Annotated in this window: 19 protein-coding genes and 3 pseudogenes; 9 read left to right on the top strand and 13 right to left on the bottom strand. The window is 34.1% G+C overall.

Features of this window, described 5'->3' with window-relative positions; all coding sequences use genetic code 11:
- Window positions 1-827, top strand: a protein-coding gene (locus ACICQD_RS05465) for an IS5 family transposase (RefSeq protein WP_395461446.1) whose coding sequence is annotated in 2 segments (ribosomal slippage) — window positions 1-388 and window positions 388-827 — 828 coding nt in all. Because the reading frame shifts where the segments join, the coding sequence is not laid out codon by codon here.
- 50 nt (window positions 828-877) lie between these two features.
- Here the strand turns inward: ACICQD_RS05465 and ACICQD_RS05460 are convergent.
- The 10 genes and pseudogenes from ACICQD_RS05460 to ACICQD_RS05415 form a co-directional block, all read right to left on the bottom strand.
- On the bottom strand, window positions 878-1225 hold the full coding sequence (locus ACICQD_RS05460) for a TrbC/VirB2 family protein (RefSeq protein ID WP_209473274.1): 348 nt from the start codon (window positions 1223-1225) through the stop codon (window positions 878-880).
- A 114-nt stretch (window positions 1226-1339) separates the two neighbouring features.
- Window positions 1340-1669, bottom strand: coding sequence for a TrbC/VirB2 family protein (locus tag ACICQD_RS05455; protein WP_395461476.1), 330 nt, complete (start codon window positions 1667-1669; stop codon window positions 1340-1342).
- A gap of 102 nt (window positions 1670-1771) precedes the next feature.
- The gene (locus ACICQD_RS05450; RefSeq protein ID WP_395461592.1) at window positions 1772-1927 is read right to left on the bottom strand and encodes a hypothetical protein; all 156 of its coding nucleotides are present in this window, start codon (window positions 1925-1927) and stop codon (window positions 1772-1774) included.
- Window positions 1911-2737, bottom strand: a protein-coding gene (locus ACICQD_RS05445; RefSeq protein WP_395461446.1) for an IS5 family transposase whose coding sequence is annotated in 2 segments (ribosomal slippage) — window positions 1911-2350 and window positions 2350-2737 — 828 coding nt in all. Because the reading frame shifts where the segments join, the coding sequence is not laid out codon by codon here. The genes ACICQD_RS05450 and ACICQD_RS05445 overlap by 17 nt, the downstream gene beginning before the upstream one ends.
- Before the next feature lie 52 nt (window positions 2738-2789).
- Window positions 2790-3131: pseudogene (locus ACICQD_RS05440) on the bottom strand (hypothetical protein); the annotation flags it as partial.
- 102 nt (window positions 3132-3233) lie between these two features.
- Window positions 3234-3890, bottom strand: coding sequence for a RadC family protein (locus ACICQD_RS05435; RefSeq protein WP_395461570.1), 657 nt, complete (start codon window positions 3888-3890; stop codon window positions 3234-3236).
- A 171-nt stretch (window positions 3891-4061) separates the two neighbouring features.
- On the bottom strand, window positions 4062-4991 hold the full coding sequence (locus ACICQD_RS05430) for a helix-turn-helix domain-containing protein (protein ID WP_395461569.1): 930 nt from the start codon (window positions 4989-4991) through the stop codon (window positions 4062-4064).
- Window positions 4992-5059: 68 nt separating this feature from the next.
- Window positions 5060-6736: pseudogene (gene mutL, locus ACICQD_RS05425) on the bottom strand (DNA mismatch repair endonuclease MutL); the annotation flags it as partial.
- Between the two features lie 16 nt (window positions 6737-6752).
- Window positions 6753-7579, bottom strand: a protein-coding gene (locus tag ACICQD_RS05420; RefSeq protein ID WP_395461446.1) for an IS5 family transposase whose coding sequence is annotated in 2 segments (ribosomal slippage) — window positions 6753-7192 and window positions 7192-7579 — 828 coding nt in all. Because the reading frame shifts where the segments join, the coding sequence is not laid out codon by codon here.
- A gap of 58 nt (window positions 7580-7637) precedes the next feature.
- Window positions 7638-7814: pseudogene (locus ACICQD_RS05415) on the bottom strand (DNA mismatch repair protein); the annotation flags it as partial.
- A gap of 239 nt (window positions 7815-8053) precedes the next feature.
- Here ACICQD_RS05415 and ACICQD_RS05410 point away from each other — a divergent pair.
- On the top strand, window positions 8054-8929 hold the full coding sequence (locus ACICQD_RS05410) for an Rpn family recombination-promoting nuclease/putative transposase (protein WP_395461719.1): 876 nt from the start codon (window positions 8054-8056) through the stop codon (window positions 8927-8929).
- A 566-nt stretch (window positions 8930-9495) separates the two neighbouring features.
- Window positions 9496-10500, top strand: a complete 1005-nt coding sequence (locus tag ACICQD_RS05405; RefSeq protein ID WP_395461718.1) for a hypothetical protein — start codon at window positions 9496-9498, stop codon at window positions 10498-10500.
- Here ACICQD_RS05405 and ACICQD_RS05400 read toward each other — a convergent pair.
- Entirely contained in the window at window positions 10466-11218 is a 753-nt protein-coding gene (locus tag ACICQD_RS05400) for an IS5 family transposase (RefSeq protein WP_395461717.1), read from the bottom strand. The two genes, ACICQD_RS05405 and ACICQD_RS05400, sit on opposite strands and share 35 nt — an antisense overlap.
- Window positions 11219-11238: 20 nt before the next feature.
- Between ACICQD_RS05400 and ACICQD_RS05395 the strand changes: the two genes are divergently transcribed.
- The 6 genes from ACICQD_RS05395 to ACICQD_RS05370 all read left to right on the top strand — a co-directional run bounded on the left by ACICQD_RS05395 (window position 11239) and on the right by ACICQD_RS05370 (window position 15321).
- Entirely contained in the window at window positions 11239-12423 is a 1185-nt protein-coding gene (locus tag ACICQD_RS05395) for an ABC transporter ATP-binding protein (RefSeq protein ID WP_395461716.1), read from the top strand.
- Window positions 12411-12827 (top strand): GNAT family N-acetyltransferase, encoded by a 417-nt coding sequence (locus ACICQD_RS05390; protein ID WP_395461715.1) that lies wholly within the window; start codon window positions 12411-12413, stop codon window positions 12825-12827. The genes ACICQD_RS05395 and ACICQD_RS05390 overlap by 13 nt, the downstream gene beginning before the upstream one ends.
- A complete protein-coding gene (locus tag ACICQD_RS05385; protein WP_395461714.1) occupies window positions 12824-13378 on the top strand; it encodes a hypothetical protein in 555 nt (184 codons plus the stop codon). The genes ACICQD_RS05390 and ACICQD_RS05385 overlap by 4 nt, the downstream gene beginning before the upstream one ends.
- An 82-nt stretch (window positions 13379-13460) precedes the next feature.
- Window positions 13461-14180 (top strand): SDR family NAD(P)-dependent oxidoreductase, encoded by a 720-nt coding sequence (locus ACICQD_RS05380; protein WP_395461713.1) that lies wholly within the window; start codon window positions 13461-13463, stop codon window positions 14178-14180.
- A gap of 21 nt (window positions 14181-14201) precedes the next feature.
- Window positions 14202-14525: a GNAT family N-acetyltransferase gene (locus tag ACICQD_RS05375; RefSeq protein WP_395461829.1), complete on the top strand. Its 324-nt coding sequence runs from the start codon at window positions 14202-14204 to the stop codon at window positions 14523-14525.
- A 253-nt stretch (window positions 14526-14778) separates the two neighbouring features.
- The gene (locus tag ACICQD_RS05370; RefSeq protein WP_395461712.1) at window positions 14779-15321 is read left to right on the top strand and encodes a GNAT family N-acetyltransferase; all 543 of its coding nucleotides are present in this window, start codon (window positions 14779-14781) and stop codon (window positions 15319-15321) included.
- Between the two features lie 195 nt (window positions 15322-15516).
- Here the strand turns inward: ACICQD_RS05370 and ACICQD_RS05365 are convergent.
- Window positions 15517-16283 (bottom strand): IS5 family transposase gene (locus tag ACICQD_RS05365; RefSeq protein WP_395461441.1). Its coding sequence is split into 2 segments (ribosomal slippage): window positions 15517-15956 and window positions 15956-16283, totalling 768 coding nucleotides; the frame shifts between segments, so codons are not numbered across the junction.
- Between the two features lie 661 nt (window positions 16284-16944).
- Entirely contained in the window at window positions 16945-17601 is a 657-nt protein-coding gene (locus tag ACICQD_RS05360; protein WP_395461711.1) for an exopolysaccharide biosynthesis protein, read from the bottom strand.
- Window positions 17602-17659 lie beyond the last annotated feature (58 nt).

Raw genomic sequence — 17659 nt, 5'->3', positions numbered from 1 at the left:
ATGAAGTATGAAATAGTGAAAGAGCTCGATAAAGGGGAGTTTCGTCGACTAACAGGAGTAAAGAGATCAACATTTAACAAAATGGTAGGGATTTTATGTGAAGAAAATAAAAAAAAGAAAGCCAAAGGAGGAAGGAAAAATAAGCTAAACGAGGAGAATATGCTGCTCATGGTATTAGAATACTTACGAGAATACCGTACATATTTTCACATAAGTCAAAGTTATGGAGTAAGTGAAAGTACGGCATATAAAACTGTAAAATGGGTAGAGGATACTCTAATACAACACCAAGATTTCGCATTGCCAGGACGAAAAGAACTCCTAAAAAGCGACGTGAAATATGAGATTTTGGTGATTGATGCAACGGAAACACCTGTAGAGAGACCAAAAAAAAGCAGAAAAGATTTTATTCAGGAAAGAAGAAAAAACATACGCTAAAAACACAAATAATTGCAGAAAAGAAGAGCAAGAAAATTATTTGTACGTCATTTTCAAACGGGAGAAAGCATGACTTTCGGCTTTTCAAGGAGTCAAAAGTGCATGTATCAGAAGGTATAAAAGTTTTAGCCGATGCTGGCTATAGAGGTTTTCAGAAAATTCACAAAAATGTCGAGTTGCCACACAGAAGGATGAAAAAGAGTCCCTTAATTAAGGAAAAAAAGGTAGAAAATCGGGAGCTAGCAAGCAAAAGAGTAGTAGTTGAGAATGTAATTGGTCTGTTAAAAAGATTCAAAATTATTGCAGACAGATACCGCAATCGGAGAAAACGTTTTGGCTTGAGATTCAATTTAATAGCAGGAATTCACAATTTTGAGCTGTCTATATGAGTTTCGAAAGAGGTCTAATGATACAAGAAGCATCATTTACCTAATACTTTTTAACCACACTTATAAATTCCTGATCCCGCAGGATCCTCTTTTAATGTTTGATTACCAGTACATGTCTCGCACCTACTTGCTGTGCCTGGTGCTATTTTTGAAACGACGGCAGGAGCACCAAAAAACACAGCAGTAAATGCACCGAGTGCAAAAAGTGCTGGCCACGGCATTCTGCCAAATATTGCAAGTAAAGCTGCACCTATTATCACTATTGTGATCATCGGCCCACCTATACCGTGAGTATAACCCATTATTTTGCATATCACTGCTGATGTTGCATCTAGATCAGCACGCGCATCAAACGCAAAGGAGAGAATTAAAGCTACAAGTAGAAGAAAATTTTTCATTACGCCTCCGATAATTTCTATTTAACGCTGTATTGTCTATCGCATTGATTAAATTTAAGTAAATGATACAAGAAGTATCATTTACTTAAAATTTCTTTGAGGCTGTGATACCTATTATTTACATTTACCATTAGTCAACGTTTTACCAGTAGGGCAAGCAATCGCACCATTCTGACAAAACGTACCATCTGGTGTTATTTTTGAAACAACTGCAGGAGCACCAAAGAACACGGCAGTAAATGCACCGAGTGCAAAAAGCGCTGGCCACGGCATTCTCCCAAATATCGCAAGCAATGCTGCACCTATTATCACTATCGTGATCATCGGCCCGCCTATACCTTGGGTATATTGTACTATTTTGCATATCACTGTTGACGTTTCATCAGCACGCGCATCAAATGCGAAGGAGAGAATTATAGCCACAAGTAGAAGAAATTTTTTCATTATGCCTCCGATAATTTCTATTTAACGCTGGATTATCTATCATTTTGATTAAATTTGAGTAAATGATGCAGTAAGTACCATTTACTAGACCTCTTTCGAAACTCATATAGACAGCTCAAAATTGTGAATTCCTGCTATTAAATTGAATCTCAAGCCAAAACGTTTTCTCCGATTGCGGTATCTGTCTGCAATAATTTTGAATCTTTTTAACAGACCAATTACATTAGACCTCTTTCGAAACTCATATAGACAGCTCAAAATTGTGAATTCCTGCTATTAAATTGAATCTCAAGCCAAAACGTTTTCTCCGATTGCGGTATCTGTCTGCAATAATTTTGAATCTTTTTAACAGACCAATTACATTCTCAACTACTACTCTTTTGCTTGCTAGCTCCCGATTTTCTACCTTTTTTTCCTTAATTAAGGGACTCTTTTTCATCCTTCTGTGTGGCAACTCGACATTTTTGTGAATTTTCTGAAAACCTCTATAGCCAGCATCGGCTAAAACTTTTATACCTTCTGATACATGCACTTTTGACTCCTTGAAAAGCCGAAAGTCATGCTTTCTCCCGTTTGAAAATGACGTACAAATAATTTTCTTGCTCTTCTTTTCTGCAATTATTTGTGTTTTTAGCGTATGTTTTTTCTTCTTTCCTGAATAAAATCTTTTCTGCTTTTTTTTGGTCTCTCTACAGGTGTTTCCGTTGCATCAATCACCAAAATCTCATATTTCACGTCGCTTTTTAGGAGTTCTTTTCGTCCTGGCAATGCGAAATCTTGGTGTTGTATTAGAGTATCCTCTACCCATTTTACAGTTTTATATGCCGTACTTTCACTTACTCCATAACTTTGACTTATGTGAAAATATGTACGGTATTCTCGTAAGTATTCTAATACCATGAGCAGCATATTCTCCTCGTTTAGCTTATTTTTCCTTCCTCCTTTGGCTTTCTTTTTTTTATTTTCTTCACATAAAATCCCTACCATTTTGTTAAATGTTGATCTCTTTACTCCTGTTAGTCGACGAAACTCCCCTTTATCGAGCTCTTTCACTATTTCATACTTCATTTCTCCTTACCTCAAAATTACTATTTTTACTGCTTTATCCTAGTTTCGAAAGAAGTCTATTTACGTTTTTTGCCTCTACCACAGCACTCTTAAACCAGCTCAACTTTTCGCTTTCGCTTATACTTGGCTTTATTTTTTGCAAAGCTGAAGCAAATGGATTTAACCCTTCTGGATAATCTGCTTGATTACTCAAAGGTTTTGTGCCATAAATATAGTCAAATCCTTTCCCATAGTTGATTTGGTTTTCGCGAACTTCTCTACCAGGGAAAGGCATTGCATCTTCCGGTTTTATCTCCTTCTGATTATTAATTTTGCTCACAAACTTAGACTGCTTTATATCAACGCCTTCAAGAGCACCAAATATTTTCTTCAATAACTTGTCTTTACTAGTCATATAACCCCCATATTAAAAATACTTTTTAAGTATATAAATCTTAGTTTATACATTCTATTACTCAGTATAAATTATAATGAGTAGATTTGCAAATACTTTCTGCTATAACAATCCGTTTTCTCGAAAGCTGAAATAGCCTCCACTTGTGATAATAATATGATCAAATAATCTAACGCTTACAGTACTACATGCTGCTGCTAAGCTCTTCGTTACTTCTTGATCTTCTTCTGATGGTTCTAAGCGTCCCCCAGGATGGTTATGTGACATTATTACTAATGTTGCATTTTTTATTAATGCTTTTCTTGTAATTTCCTTTATGTATACTGGTGCTTTTTCCATTTCACCAATATACGATTCTTCTCCGATTAATTGGCGCCTTTTATTCAAATACAATATTTTTACACATTCCCTCTCTGCATGACCTATACTTACGTTCAAATATTCTACTAGCCCTTGTAAGTCCATGATTGGCTCACTCTTGAGCTTTTCTCTCAGCACCCTTTCTAGTGTTTCCTTAACACACATAATCATTGCTACTGCAGAATCAGTCACTCCTTCTATAACTTTCAGGTCATCCATTTCTCGACCTAAAATCCTTCCTACTCCTGCATAAGTATTCACCAGATTTTTAGCAATTTCTTGAGCTTGTGGTCTTTCATGTACTGCACTTAGAAACGTTTCCATTATTTCACGATCAAGTAGTGCTTTGCCTTTGCTTTCTAATATTCTGAACTCTATTTCCTCTTTACTTTTATTCATATAATTTACCTTTCACTAACAACAAACTTTTTTTAAATATTTACTGCTGTTTTTTTATCAGCATTGGCATAGAGCCATAGCTTTCGAGTGAAGTCAAATCAATTTTTCAATCTTTTTTACTTATTTTTTCATTAATAGATAAAGATATTAATATATGGTGATTTTTTTATTTTAAACTTGTTGAATTTCGCCTAAAGAGAGGCCTGTTATTTGCAAAATAATATCGGTAGAAATTCCTTTTTTAACTAAGTTCCTTGCAATTTTGATTCTTTCTTCTTCTCTAATTTTCTCCTCACAAATCCGTATGCCTTCAAACAATGATTTTATTAGTGCATTACGTAGTTCTTGGCTTTCAATTTTTTTGTACTCTTTCATTAAATTCGGTAATTCATTTTCTACTATCTCATCTTCTTCTATTAGCAGATCTGTAATATTAATCGATAATGTTTCTGCTATTGCATATAATTTTTCCAGTGGAATAGCTACACGCCCTTGCTCATAGTTGCTTATTTCATCACGTGTTGTATTCATTTTCTCTCCTAAATCTTTTTGAGTATACTCTCTCACTAGCCTCCATTCTTTTATCTTCTTTCCTATTTGGTAGTATATAGAACCCGTTTTTTCTTCAACACATTCATCAGCAGACAGACCAATTGTTTTTGAAACAGTATCAACAGAAACTCCTGCTTTAACCAGACCTTTTGCAATTTTTATTCTCTCCGTTTTTTTACTATTTTTCTCACTAACTTGAACAAATTTGGTTAGTAAACAAAACATTCTACGTAATTCCTGATCATTAATCGTTTTATATTTTTTTACTAGATTTAATATTTCCTCTCCCTCATCTTCAAAACAGATTTTCTCATTTGATACAGGAATAAGATCCGTAATATTAATTGATAACACCTTTGCTATAGCGCACAACTTTTCAATCGAAATTTTACGTGTTCCTTTTTCATATTGTAGTACTATTTGATATGTTACACCGATTTTCTCTGCTAAATCTTTTTGAGTATATCCCTTTGCTAACCTACGATTTCTTACTTCCTGTCCTATTACTTTGTAATCTAAAAAATTAGAGCATTTATTCTCTTTTTTCACATTTTATACTCCATAACCAGAAGAGCTGTTACGTATACTTAATTGGGAACCTTTTTGACAAACTGAACTCATCTCCTTTCAAACAATTTTTCTATATCACTTAGTTTCATTTCTATATAAGTTGGTCTTTCATGACCAGAATATGGAGTTTTCTCAATTTGTCTTAGTATCTCATTCATCTCTTCCAATTTCATTTTTCTTCCTGCTCCATGGCAAGCGATTGTGGCTGATATTTTATTCACCTTATCCTCTATTGGCAACGTATCTTCCATTTCCATTAACTTATCTACTATATCAACTAGCATCTCTTTTATATCTATTGTTCCCAAGATTGCAGGTATTTCTTTTATCGTTACTTTATCTTCTGATTGTATTTCAATATCAAAACCCATTCCAAAAAGCTCATCTTTATAAGTTTTAACCATCCCCACTCCAGCTTGGTTTTTAATTTCAACTGTTTCAGGAAGAAGTTTTTGTCTTTTTATGCTTGATTTTTGCTTTAAGCACTCGTATATCAACCTCTCATAGGCTGCATGTTGATCTACTATAATCAGCCTATCTCCAGCCTCAGCAATAATGTAAGTATTGTAGACCTGACAGCGTGCATATCCTAGAGGGTGATCCTCTATCAAATTAATTTGCTTCTTTTCTAGAACCATCGTTCCCTTTTGGGGTGGAGATTCTCCATATTTAAACGTTTCTGGTAAGCTTTGCCTTCTTTCATCTGGTGCATTGAATTCTTTCATTAGCTGATTATCAAAAGGACTTGGCCTTCTTTCGTAAAATTCTTTTCGCCCCTTTACTTCTCTGCTTTTTCCATTATTAACACGCTCATTATTCCTTTGACTTTCACTAACATCAAAAGACGAACCACCCAGTTCTTCTCCAATACCCTGACACCTAGATCCATCAATATCACTTACTGAAGAGATACCTATTCTCATTGACAACGCTTTTATTAGCCCTCTTCTCACTATTTCATATATTAACCTCTTATTTTGAAATCTTACTTCCGATTTATTTGGATGCACATTTACATCTACTTGGTCATATGGTACTTCTAAATGCAACACTGCAAAAGGATACCTATTGTTTGGAATAAAATCGTGATACGCATATCTAATTGCACCAACAAGTAGATTGTCTTTTATTGGCCTTCCATTAACAAACGTATAAATCTGAGTTGAGTTGCCACGATTGACATTAGGTTTACAGATGTGTCCCTTAAGTTTGATGCCTTCTTCTTCCTCTTTAACTTCCAACGAATTGCTCTGAAATTCTTCTTCTGTTTCACATAATCTGTTAAATAATGAAGTTTGCTTAACATATTTTAAGAACTTTTTATTGCCGGAAGTGAGAGTAAACCCAATACTATAGTTAATCATTGCTAAGTTATTTACAATATCAACTATAGCTTGTGTTTCTGCTCTTTCGGTTTTTAGAAATTTTAGTCTATTTGGTGTCGCAAAAAATAAGTCACGAATTTCAATATATGTACCCTGTAGCAAAGAACAAGGTGTAATTTCCCCTATTTTTTCTCCTCCTTCATAACTTATAGACCATGCTTCATCTGCTCCACTTGCCTTAGACGATAATTTCATTCTGCTTACTGCTGCAATTGAAGGTAAAGCTTCTCCCCTAAACCCAAGGTGCTTGATTTCTATTAACTCACTATCGCTTAATTTTGAAGTGGCATGCCTCATAAATGCTAGTTCTAAGTCGTCCTTTTCTATTCCATTTCCATTAGACCTCTTTCGAAACTCATATAGACAGCTCAAAATTGTGAATTCCTGCTATTAAATTGAATCTCAAGCCAAAACGTTTTCTCCGATTGCGGTATCTGTCTGCAATAATTTTGAATCTTTTTAACAGACCAATTACATTCTCAACTACTACTCTTTTGCTTGCTAGCTCCCGATTTTCTACCTTTTTTTCCTTAATTAAGGGACTCTTTTTCATCCTTCTGTGTGGCAACTCGACATTTTTGTGAATTTTCTGAAAACCTCTATAGCCAGCATCGGCTAAAACTTTTATACCTTCTGATACATGCACTTTTGACTCCTTGAAAAGCCGAAAGTCATGCTTTCTCCCGTTTGAAAATGACGTACAAATAATTTTCTTGCTCTTCTTTTCTGCAATTATTTGTGTTTTTAGCGTATGTTTTTTCTTCTTTCCTGAATAAAATCTTTTCTGCTTTTTTTTGGTCTCTCTACAGGTGTTTCCGTTGCATCAATCACCAAAATCTCATATTTCACGTCGCTTTTTAGGAGTTCTTTTCGTCCTGGCAATGCGAAATCTTGGTGTTGTATTAGAGTATCCTCTACCCATTTTACAGTTTTATATGCCGTACTTTCACTTACTCCATAACTTTGACTTATGTGAAAATATGTACGGTATTCTCGTAAGTATTCTAATACCATGAGCAGCATATTCTCCTCGTTTAGCTTATTTTTCCTTCCTCCTTTGGCTTTCTTTTTTTTATTTTCTTCACATAAAATCCCTACCATTTTGTTAAATGTTGATCTCTTTACTCCTGTTAGTCGACGAAACTCCCCTTTATCGAGCTCTTTCACTATTTCATACTTCATTTCTCCTTACCTCAAAATTACTATTTTTACTGCTTTATCCTAGTTTCGAAAGAAGTCTATTATCTGTCACAGTTATAAGGTTACGCCCACCACTTTCTATTTTGATCTCTATTTCTGTACTTCCAGCATCTATTGCATTTTCTACTAATTCCTTTACTACACTTGCTGGCCTCTCTATTACTTCTCCCGCTGCTATACGGTTTATAGTTTTTGTATCTAAAAGAATTATTGCCATATTTCCAACTCTCAGTCTGATGAAGATATAGCTTTAATGTTAATAAAAATCAATCTCTATTAGGCATCTTCACTAATTTCAAAACAGAAATAATTGTAATAAAGATGTATAGAAACCCTATAAAGCCTAAAATGCTAGTCCTTCTGAGTAAATCATTTTCTGACTAACATGTTTGAATTTTAGTTGAATATTTCTTCATAATTGTGTATAATTATTAATGCTTTTTAGTTTTTTTTCTCATGGCTCTTTCGAAATTTCTTGATGCACGCAATGATTATGCTTTTAAAAGAATATTTGGCACTGAAAAGAATAAAGATATCCTCATTCATTTCTTGAACGATATTTTAGGCTTTACTGGCTTAGCGGCTATTCACGATGTTGAATTCTTAGCTACCATTTTAGACCCTGAAGTTGCCGCTAAAAAGCAAAGTATTGTCGATGTTCTTTGTAAAGACTCTCAAGGTTCCAGATATATTATAGAAATGCAGTTCACTAAGACCAAAGGCTTCGAAAAACGTGCTCAATATTATGCTGCTAAAGCCTACTCAAGTCAAGCTGATCAAGGTGATAATTATCATAATCTCAAGGAAATTATCTTCATAGCTGTTGCTGATTGTATTATTTTTCCAGATAAGACTGAGTACAAATCTAATCATGTCATTTTAGATCAAAATAGCTTTGAACATGACTTAAAGGATTTTTACTTCGTATTCATAGAACTACCTAAATTTATAAAGACAAAAGAAGACCAACTAGAAAATATAGTAGAAAAATGGTGTTATTTTTTCCGATATGCAGCAGAAACAAGGGAAGAGGATCTAGATAAGATAGTTGGTAGTGACGTAATAATAAAACGAGCTTATGAAGAAATGAATAAGTTTAATTGGTCAGAAGAAGAGTTACTAGCATATGAACAAATGAAAAAACGTATAATGGATGAGGTAGCTGCTTTAGCTCAAAAATTTGATGAGGGTCTTAGGTTAGGTCAAGAAAAAGGTAGACAAGAAGAAAAAATCGAAGTTGCAAAAAACTCACTCAAGGCCGGTGTCTCTATTGATGTTATCGCTGAAATCACTGGCCTCTCTTTAGATGAGATCCGAAAATTAAAGGATTAATACGAAAATGTTCAAAAAAGCATATACATCAAGTTAAGGGAAAGTGGCATAAAGAAAAAAAGGGGATGGAAAAAACCACTTTAGATAGTAATTAATAAGGTTAGTGGTTTATACGATTACTCTAGATAAAAATGCTCTAAAAAATAAATGTAACAAATAAAACACCTACTTTAAATTTTGCTATACTAGACAATCTTTCCTTAACTTAACGCCATTGCTTGAACGGATACCTTTTGATTGAATAAGATAATACGATAGTAAATAAAAGGTTGTATTAGAGCTGAATTTTACATCAAAAAATATTTTTCATGATATAAAAAATTATTATTGACTTTTATGCAATTAGAGAACTTATATACAATTACACTTTCATAGAAGATATAAACCTAAATAAAATTTTTATCCTTATTTTAGTCAAATAATTTTTGACAATAAAAGCATAGTTGATAAGTAAGTGGCTTACAGTATTAGAAGCAATTAATTAATCGTGGTGTTGACTGTATGATAGTAGTTTCGCTGTTGTATTGGTTGAAGTAAGTTTTGTATGTTTATTTGTGAGGGTGTTTATGCAAGGAAATGAGTCAAGTTTGCCTTCAGGCTTTCGTGCAGGAAAAGCAGCTGCTGGAGGGGATTGTTTCTTTGATTCATTCAGGCAAGGACTAGAAGAAACAAAGAGTATAGATGTAACTGTCAAAGCATTGCGTGGAGTGTGTAAAGATTTTGCATCAAAAGCATTAGGTAATCCATCAGATGAAAGTTACAATTGGTTTTGCAATGCTATTAAAGGAAAACTTGTAGAGCATAATGATCCTGATAGAGGAAATTTTGAAGATATAGATCAATATGTAAGAGAGATTTGTGAGAGTAAAGTATGGGGTGATTCTGACATTGAAGGTAGGATACTTTGTGGACATTATAGTGTAAAATTGTATGTTGCAGAAATGCAGAAAGGTGCAGACAAATATAATTATGTTTTAGTAGATAGTGAAGGAGTTCATGATCGTGGTTTGGATCCTTATTGTTACGATGCTAGTGATAATATACGTTTAGTCAATCAAGGCACTGGTCACTTTGAGCCAGTATTGAGAAAACAAAATTACAGAGGAAGTGATGAGCCTCTTAATGATCTTAAAAAAGATATTGAAGGTTACCTTGGCGAATCTTCGCATTTTGTTGATATATTTGGGAACGTTGAAGTAATTTATTTAGGTCGTTACAATAATCAAGACTGCGTTGAAGAAAGAAATTTGAAGTTTGCTGTTTTAACTAATAAAAGAGACTCAGAAGGTCAACAAATTGTAAGGTGCTATACTATTTCTTATAGAATAAACAGTCCTGACTCAAGATTCAGTGAAGAAGAGATGGAATTGGTAAGAAACAAACTACCTGATAGCGATACTGAAGGGAAAAAACGAGCATTTGTGTTTCAAGAGTATAAAATGTTCACAGGAAAAGAAAGGAAGGGGAATGATAGAGAATTAGTCTGTAAATCATTTTCTGAAAAGCAAGAATTTACTAGGCTCTGTGGACAAAATTTTAGAGAAGCCATACAAGAGCTCCAACAAAATTGAGAAAACCCATAAAAACCTCAGCAGTCTTGTCAAATCGAGAAAAAATGCGCCTAAAGTTCTTGATTTTTCCAAAGAAGCATTCAATCAAATGACGTTCTTTGTAGATATGCTCATCGTAATACCTTTGTACTTTTCGATTCCGTCTTGGTGGAATAACTACTATACATCCCTTGCTTTCAAGACTTGTAACAAAAGCATTACTATCGTAGCCTTTATCAGCCACTAAAGTAGAGTTATAGATATTTTCGGTTAACACTGGTGCCTGAGTAATTTCATTTCTTTGACCAGGAGTCAGAGTAAATTTAAGTGGATTTCCCAGTGCATCAACAAGCGCGTGTATTTTAGTTGTGAAACCACCTTTACTGCGTCCTAAAGCCTCTTGATCCTTGGAGTCTTTTGTATATCCAGCTGAGCATGGATGGGCTCTAACGATCGTACCGTCAATTATTACAGCTTCTAAATCTGGTTCTTGTTTTCTATATTCAAGCAATTTTTCCCAAATACCTTTTTCACACCATCTTTTAAACCGCTTATGTATACTCCTGTAATTACCGTAAATTTTTGGTAAAAGTCTCCACTGACAGCCACTTCTTCCCATATACCACACTGCTTCTATGAATATTCTTAGACGTTCTTCGTCTTTACTATGCATTCCTTTTTCGCTTCCTATAAACTTTAAAATTTGTTTCCAATTTCCTTCTTTTATATAATATTCCATTCGGTAGTTTCTCCACTTTTATGTTCATTTGGTTAAACTACCACTTTTTTTTCTTCCCTCCATTATTTTTTTCCACAGAGCCTAGAAAGGCTTACGAAAATTTAAGAATGGTACCATTCTTTGGTAAACAGCAAAAAGCCTACACGGCAACCTATCTTTATTCCCTTATTATGTATTCGATTCAAGGATTGCTTATCGCCATCATGATGGCTTTTTCTGCTTATTTTCTAGTTTATCTCTACGGCAAAAATTTAGTAACCATAGGTGATTTTGCTTTAATCTTAGGTTTATCCATGGAAACAGGCCATATGATGTGGTTTACCATGTCAGAAGTTGATGAATTCAATAAAGCAGCTGGTCGGTGTAAGCAAAGCTTGAGTTCGTTGATGATACCGCTAGAAATTCTAGATAAGTCCAACGCCTCTGTCCTCAAATGTGATCGTGGCCAAATTACCTTCAATAACGTCAAATTCCATTACAATGGTACAGAACCTCTTTTCCAGAATAAATCTATCAAAATTAAAGCCGGGCAAAAAGTAGGGTTAGTTGGCTATTCAGGTGGAGGAAAATCTACTTTCGTGAACCTGATTCTTAGGATTTATGATGTAACCGATGGTACCATTTCAATTGACGGGCAAGATATTCGTAATGTAACCCAGGATTCTCTACACAAAAATATTGGCATGATTCCACAAGATCCATCGCTTTTTCATAGGACTCTGATGGAGAATATTCGCTATGGAAAAACAGATGCTAGCGATGATGAAGTAATTGAAGCAGCAAAAAAAGCACATGCTCATGAATTTATTTCAAAATTGCCTCAAGGTTATGATTCACTCGTTGGAGAAAGAGGTATAAAGCTTTCAGGAGGGCAGAGGCAACGCATTGCAATTGCAAGGGCTATTTTAAAAAATGCTCCCATATTAATTCTCGATGAAGCAACATCACAACTTGATTCTGTAACTGAAAGTAATATTCAAGAATCTTTATGGGAGTTGATGCAAGATAAAACTACAATAGTAATAGCCCACCGCCTATCTACACTTCTGCATATGGATCGCATTTTAGTGTTTGACCAAGGTAAGATTGTAGAAGATGGCACTCATCAAGAGCTTCTTGATAAAAATGGAATGTATAAAACTCTATGGGATGCACAAGTTGGTGGGTTTTTGCCTGATCAAAAAAATAATAGATGGGAAGTATGAAAATAGAACACACTACATCACCAAGTAGTAAAGACATTGAATTTTTGTCTCAAAAGATTAACAAAGAAACCATCGATAAAGGTATATCTTCCCAATTTGCTTTCTTCATTCGTGATGATATTAAACAAATTGTTGCAGGTTGTAGTGGTTCTGTTATTTACGGATCAATTTACAATGATTTACTTTGGGTGCATCCTGATTGTAGAAGAAAAGGTTTAGCACGTCAGCTACTGGAAAAAGTTCATGATTATGGTCGTGAGATGCACTGTAAAATAGCAACTGTTGCAACCATGAATTTTCAGATGGCAAGAGGATTATATAAAAAACTTGGATATGAGTGTGATCTTATACGTCCAGGGTATGTTGATGGATCAACGTGTGTTTTTTTGAGGAAGATGTTGTGAAGCAAATATACTTAGATAAGAAAAAACCAATATCAAGTCATTTTTTAGCTCTTAATATTATCACATTTCATCAAGCATTGAATTATGTCCATAGGCTTCCTTATAGACGCAATAGAGATCGTGTAGATTATTTATCAATATTTAATGAAAAGCGCGGAACATGCAGTACAAAACATGCACTTATATATAAGTTAAGCAGTGAGTATGGAATTGGTATGACATTACAAATGGCTGTTTTTATGATGAATAAGGTAAATACTCCTAAAATTTCTGCAATTCTGAACGAATATAACTTATCACAGATTCCTGAAATGCATTGCTACCTTCGCTATAAAAATAAAGTTATTGATATAACTTTTCCAGATTATAGTCCGCCATTAGAGTTAATAGACGAAGAGAGAATTGGACCTGAACATCTTGGAGATTACAAAGTAATAAAGCATAAACAGTTTATTGACAATTGGCTTATTAAGAATCCATATATATCATATGATTCTGAGCAAATTTTCAAAATTAGAGAGTTGTGTATAAAACAATTAGGAAAATTATAAAATTAAGTTATATGATCACAAAAAACGTTATTATGAATATGCAGTATCTGTTATAGTTAACGCATTGTATAAGATTTAAGGTATGGATCAAAAAATCTGTCTCATTACAGGTGCGTCATCTGGAATTGGAGAAAATTTAGCACGCTTACTCATTAAAGATGGGTGGCTTGTAGTTGGTGTTGCCAGACGCACTGAAAAGTTGAAGAAATTAAAAGAGAACCTTGGCATCAACTTTCTACCTGTAACGTGTGATGTAAGCAAGAGCAAAGATATTAGTGATTCGTCTAACTTTTTAAGAAAAAAGAATATTATACCAAATCTTTTCTTCCTCAATGCTGGATGTGGTAAAATAGAGGATAGTTTTCATACTGATGTGCATAGGGAAACGTTTGAAGTTAACTATTTTGGTGCTGTTAATTGGATTGAAGAGTGGCTTAATAGCAATTCCTCAGCAACTTTTGTAGCTATATCCTCTCTTCTTGCTGTACAAGCAACGCCACAAGCTTCTGCATATTGTGCGAGTAAAGCAGCATTAAGAAGTTGCTTTGAGTCACTAAGTCTTCAACATGCCAACAGTGCTACAAAGTTTATTACCGTGTTGCCAGGGCCAGTAAAAACAAATATGTTCAAATCTAGCAGACTCGTTCCATTTGTATGGGAGCCACAAAAAGCTGCAGAATATATTTTAAAAAAGGTATTTAAGGGGGAAGAAACTATAAGTTTTCCTGTTTTTTGGCGGTTGTTTTTTTATATCTTGCGAATTTTTCCAACTAAAATAGTTGCAAGAATCCTTAGTAGTTGATTTTCACAAAATGAATCTACGATTAAAATAAGGTTACTTGCAGCATCAGATATCCAGGAAGTAGTTGCTAATTTTAAAAAGAATAAGATTGCTTTTTATAAAAATGAATTTGCTGGATACATAACATTAAAATGGTGTTCTCAATACAGACCTTTTCAGGATAAAAACATTCCAGAAATTATAGATTTTAACGTATTGCCAAACATGAGATGCAGAGGAATTGGATCAGAATTGCTTAAAATTGCAGAAAAAGCAGCAGCTAAAAAAAGTAATATTGTTGGATTAAGAGTTGGTCTTTATGCTGATTATGGAGCTGCTCAAAAGCTATACGTAAAAAAAGGATAATTCCAGATGGGTTGGGCATTGCATACAAAGGTCAGCATATTAAGCCTGGTCTTGAAGTTTGTCTTGATGATGATTTGGTGCTATGGTTTATGAAGAAGTTAAATGGAAGCAATTATGAAGTCTCGAACCGGTAATGCCAACTTTCGTTATTGGAAAGGCAAATGGAACACATCATAAGTTCCCTTAACCTTCATTTATAGGTAAAAAACGCTCTTTTTAATTTATCATATTGTCATTGAGATTTGGTATAATTATGAATAAAGTTATCGCATTTTCACCACTACAAAAAAAACATTTTTCCTTGCTACTAAAATGGCTAGAAACGCCTCATATAAAAAAATGGTGGGATCCAAATATCAATTGGACATTAAAGTTAATCCAAAAGAAATATAGCACCTACGTCAAAAGATTCAAGCGTTTGGAACTCAAATCACAAATTATTGAAAAACCAATGTATGCATTTATTATTAACTACGATGGAATTGACATTGGTTACATTCAGTGCTATAATAAAAGTGATTTTCCACCAGAGCGAGGCTATAGTACTTTATTACTTCCAGAAAGTTGCGCTGCCATAGATTTGTATATCGGGGAGCTAGATTATGTAGGTAAGCAAATTGGCCCACAAGTTTTGGATGTATTTTTAAATGAATTTGTCTTTAAAATTTTTGAGAACGCATTTGTTGATCCTGATGCAGCAAATATTCATGCAATTCGTACATACGAAAAAGCTGGATTTAAAAAGATAAAGGAAGAGAATAATACAGTTTTTATGGTTAAGACTAGCCCAATGTAAAATCAAACAACTATTATCGCAGATGTATGGTTCCAGAGTGTGGTGATGTTAGTTGGGGTAAAGTTATTTCTGTAATACATAAAAAGCTACTAAAAGTTTTCATAAGTTGATATTATTTATTCGCAATGCATCTTATGGCAATGTTGTGACTTGGATAATGCATTTAATAAATCTAAGAACCTGTCTTGAAAGGAACTAAGCAGCTAATTTAGCAAGCATAATAGTAATCATATTAAAGGAGATATTAGTTTTTGAAGTAAGAGGAGAATGCTCATAATCCTTGCTCATACGTCTAAAATTGGAAAGCCAAGCAAAAGTTCTTTCAACAATCCACCGTTTAGGAATAACTTGAAATCCTACAGCATCAGCTGCTTTTTTAGTAATCGTCAATAAACATCCTGTTTTCAATAAACAGTAATTTTGCAATTTACCAATATATCCCTGATCAGCGAGAAACCTTTGTAGCGTTGGAGCTTTTCGTTTAGCTTGAGTAAAAAGATTTAGAGCACCATCACGATCTTGAATGCCTGCACTATGAACATCAGCTGTAATAATTAGGCCTATTGTATCCACAATGATGTGACGTTTTCTACCCTTTATTTTCTTGCCAGCATCATATCCTCTGGATCCCCTTTTTGAGTGGTTTTCACTGATTGACTATCAATTATTCCTACCGAAGGTATTTCATTTTTGCCAACCATTTTTCTTACCTTTTTTACTAACATATCGTGTATTTCTTCCAATTTGCCACTATTACGCCACCTGAGAAAATAATCATACACCGTTTTCCATGGCGGAAAATCTTTTGGCAGCATTCTCCACTGGCAACCACCTTTCATTATATATCTTATTGCATTAATAATTGTTCTAATATTGTGCTTTCTTGGCCGTCCTACTGCACCTTGTGCAACACTTGGCTCCAAAATTTCCCATTCTTTGTCACTTATATCACTTGGATACATTTTTACCTACTATTTTTTACTTATCTCATCATATTCTCTTTCTCATTTCTTTTCAAGACAGGCTCTTACAACAGGAGATTTAGAAGCTCTAAAAAAAAATTTATGAAGAAGAAAAATTAGACTAAAATTTAGCATCCGTTTAGCGGGATGGTAAAATATGAACTTATCCATAAAAAGCAGTGGAAAAGTTAGGAATGTTTTTTGCAAAAAGGATTGTACTCTGTTTAGGGCATAAAACTATCATAAATTTCCTATTGCTTTCGAGTGAATTGGTATTAACTTTTTTATATATATTAATAAAAACTTAAATAACATACCCATTTCTAATGCTTAAAACCAAGGACGGTGAGAGCTTTTTGTTTTGGGATGCGTTGGTCTACCATGTGATACGTTCTAACTTTTTAATATGGTAACTTTACTATGCGCTAAAACCACCTATATTGGCTAACTTTCGCTAAATCTACATATGAACTAATCTGCCTAACTTTGTTGTAAAAATTCCAAGCTTTTACTTTTACAACGCCGCTTTTGTTTAAATTGTTCTCACAACCGTACGTACTTTTTTATGCTTTTGAGACACAAACAGTAAACAAAAGAACTTACTCCCGCACTGGTTGCCATGGCATTTCTATAGAATATCTAATTTGCTCATAGCTCAAGATTAACTGTATGCAAAACTCTTGAGAAAAGAAAACGCACTAATTATAAGCTGTGGACCTTTTACTATTACAATAAGAGCAAATAATATTCCACACAAGGATACCAACACTCCAAGTATCGAAACAAGCCCGTCCTTATTCATAATACCAAGTGAAATAAGAGTTGTACCGATTGCTGGAATGAAGTGAGTCAATGGAAACGGATTGGCTATCACCAATGCGCAAACCAGCATTATAAATGCCAAAATCTTTTCACCTGGCCCGCAGAAGATAAAAGACATTCTTGGTTTCATGAACTTTTCTATTTTTTTTAATGCAGGTAAAGTTTTTTTAACCACAAGGGCTAATGTTGAACGTTTAAAGGATTTCCTTTCCAACCAACGTGGCATCCAGGGAGAATGAAACCCAAGCAGAAGTTGTAATGAAAACAAGATTAAAGGTATAGAAAGAATAGTTGTATAACCAGGTGGAACCGGTATAGGCACCGATAGCGGCAAGGAGAAGATGATTATTAAAATACCAAAACCACGTTCTTGTAAAGCTGTTTTAATGTCAAACAATGTCACTTTATCACTATCAGCAGTACCAGTACCTGCAACCTCTTTTAGAATATCAGATGCTAATTTTTTATCTTCAGTCAAATTCTTACCCCTTTTCACAATTACCTTTTAACCAAACGACCCAATAATTAGCATAATCACTACTATAACACAACAT

This window comes from Wolbachia endosymbiont (group A) of Therophilus tumidulus (assembly GCF_964277345.1).
Classification (GTDB): domain Bacteria; phylum Pseudomonadota; class Alphaproteobacteria; order Rickettsiales; family Anaplasmataceae; genus Wolbachia; species Wolbachia pipientis.
This window is presented reverse-complemented; position numbering and strand designations above follow the sequence as displayed.